Here is a 2,387-nt window from a genome sequence, read left to right as displayed (position 1 = left end):
GACAAGGTTGTCGTGGTCACCGGCGCCGCCAAGGGAAGCGGGCGGGTGCACTGCGAGCGCTTCGCCGACGAGGGCGCGGACGTGATCGCGCTCGACGCTCCGGCGGCGGCCGACGAATTGCGCGACACCGCGCGGAAAGTCTCCGACCGCGGTCGGCGCTGCGCAACCGGCCTGGCCGACGTCAGCGACCTCGGGGCCGTGACCGCCGCCATCGATGCCGGTGTCGCCGAGCTGGGCCGGCTCGACGTCATCGTGGCCAACGCAGGTGTCCACCTGCCGGGCGCACCGTCGTGGGAACTCGACCCGCAGGTGTGGCAGCGCACGCTCGACATCAACCTCACCGGGGTCTGGCACACGGTGCGGGCGGGTGTGCCGCGCATGTTTGATCGGGAGGGTGACTCGGGCGGTTCGGTCGTCATCATCAGTTCCACCAGTGGCATTCGCGGACTGCCCAATACCGCCCACTACACCGCCAGCAAGCACGCGGTGGTGGGACTGGCGCGCACGCTGGCCAACGAACTCGGGCCGCGCGGCATCCGCGTCAACACCGTGCACCCCGGACCGGTCGCGACGCCGATGGTGCTCAACGAGGCCACCTTTCGGCGGCTTCGGCCGGACCTGACCAACCCCACGGAGGCCGACGCAGCCGAGGTGCTGCGGGCCCGTAACCTGCTTCCGGTGCCGTGGGTGGAGCCCGTCGACATCGCCAACGCCGTGCTGTTCCTGGCCTCCGACGAAGCCCGCTACATCACCGGGACCCAGCTGGTCGTCGATGCCGGTCTGACCCAGAAGACGACATGAGCGCCCAGCGACATGGGCGGCTGGCCGGCAAGGTCGCCCTGATCACCGGCGCGGCGCGGGGGATCGGTCGCGCACAGGCGGTGCGGTTCGCGCAGGAGGGCGCCGACGTCGTGGCCCTGGACGTGTGCGGCCCCGTCGACACGGTGATGATCCCGCACAGCACGCCCGACGACCTCGACACCACCGCGTCGCTGGTCGGTGAGGCCGGCGGGCGGGTGCACACCGAAATCGTCGACGTCCGTGACCTCGCCGGCATGCGGGCCGCCACCGACCGCGGTGCGGAGCGGTTCGGCGGGCTCGACGTGGTGTGCGCGACCGCGGGAATCACGTCGCGCGGCATGGCGGTCGACCTGGACGAAAACGCCTGGCGCACCATGCTGGACGTCAACCTCACCGGGGTGTGGCACACCTGCCGCACCGGCGCGCCCCACCTGATCGCGCGTGGCGCCGGCGCGATGGTCCTGACGAGCTCCATCGCGGGGCTGCGCGGGCTGGTCGGTGTCGCGCACTACACGGCCGCCAAGCACGGCGTGATCGGCCTGATGCGCTCGTTAGCCAATGAGCTTGCGCCGCACAATGTTCGGGTCAATTGCGTCAACCCGACCAATGTCGACACACCCATGATCCAGAACGATGTCGTCAGCAGTGCGTTTCGCCCGGACTTGGACCGGGCGCCCACGCGCGCCGAGTTCGCCGACGCCGCCCGCTCGATGAACATGCTTGCGGTGCCGTGGATCGATCCGCTCGATGTCGCCAACGCCGCGCTGTTCCTGGCCTCCGACGAGGCGCGCTACATCACCGCGATCACCCTGCCCGTCGACGCGGGCGCCACCCAGCGATGAGGAGAACGCCATGACCACCATCGACGAATTGCTGGCCCGGCTGCGCCGGCTCGAGGACGAACGCGACATCGCGAAGTTGATCGCGTCCTACGGCCCGGCGGTCGACGCCGGCGATGCCGACGCCGCCGCGGACCTGTGGGCGAGCGACGGCAGCTACGACGTCGACGGCTGGCGCATGCAGGGCCGGGCCGATGTGCACGGCATGGTGGGCTCGTCGGCGCACCTAAAGCTGGTGGCGAAGGGATGTTGCCACTTCCTCGGTCCCTGCGTGGTCACGGTCGAGGGTGACTCGGCGGTGGCGGTGTGCGAGTCCGTCGTGCTGGTCCGCGACGGCTCGGAAAACGGGAGCTACCGCGTATGGCGCTGCGCCGCAAACCATTTCGCGCTGCGGAGAATCGACGGTCAGTGGCGGATCGGTGCGCGCACGGCCCGGGTGCTCGACGGCAACCCCGACGCGCACGCGGTGTTGACGAAAGGCCTTGCGGGCGCCGCGTATTGATGGCGGCGACCCGCTTCGCCCGGCTGCGCCGCGCTCGCGATCGCCGCGTATTGATGGCGGCGACCCGCCTAGCCCCGCGACAGAAACGCCAGCACGGTGCTCTCGAACGCCTCCTTGGCCTCGATCATCGCCCAGTGCCCCGAGTTGGGGAAGATGTGCAGTTCCGCGTTGGGAATGGTGCGCATCGGGATGAGGGCCATGTCGGGCGGGCTCACCCTGTCGTCTCGGCCCCAGGTCAGCAGGGT

The 2,387-nt window shown here is 70.3% G+C and carries 4 protein-coding genes; 3 read left to right on the top strand and 1 reads right to left on the bottom strand.

Annotated features, from left to right (window positions below):
* From Q0W90_RS24245 to Q0W90_RS24235, 3 genes are all read left to right on the top strand, one after another.
* A partial coding sequence (locus Q0W90_RS24245) for a mycofactocin-coupled SDR family oxidoreductase (protein ID WP_297777200.1) occupies window positions 1–801 on the top strand: 801 nt, incomplete at its 5' end.
* Window positions 798–1,643: a mycofactocin-coupled SDR family oxidoreductase gene (locus Q0W90_RS24240; protein WP_297777198.1), complete on the top strand. Its 846-nt coding sequence runs from the start codon at window positions 798–800 to the stop codon at window positions 1,641–1,643. The genes Q0W90_RS24245 and Q0W90_RS24240, both read left to right, overlap by 4 nt.
* 10 nt (window positions 1,644–1,653) lie before the next feature.
* A complete protein-coding gene (locus Q0W90_RS24235; protein WP_297777195.1) occupies window positions 1,654–2,142 on the top strand; it encodes a nuclear transport factor 2 family protein in 489 nt (162 codons plus the stop codon).
* Window positions 2,143–2,210: 68 nt separating this feature from the next.
* Here the strand turns inward: Q0W90_RS24235 and Q0W90_RS24230 are convergent.
* On the bottom strand, window positions 2,211–2,387 hold a 177-nt coding region (locus tag Q0W90_RS24230; protein ID WP_366895772.1), incomplete at its 5' end, for an alpha/beta fold hydrolase.

The organism is Mycobacterium sp., assembly GCF_025933915.1.
Lineage (GTDB): Bacteria > Actinomycetota > Actinomycetes > Mycobacteriales > Mycobacteriaceae > Mycobacterium.
Note: the sequence above shows the minus strand (reverse complement) of the source record. Positions and strands in the feature narration are given on the sequence as shown.

What these genes read in the sequence shown, in the direction of transcription:
- Q0W90_RS24235 (WP_297777195.1), top strand. Translation starts at nt 1,654, where the DNA reads ATGACCACCATCGACGAATTGCTGGCCCGGCTGCGCCGGCTCGAGGAC.
- Q0W90_RS24240 (WP_297777198.1), top strand. Translation starts at nt 798, where the DNA reads ATGAGCGCCCAGCGACATGGGCGGCTGGCCGGCAAGGTCGCCCTGATC.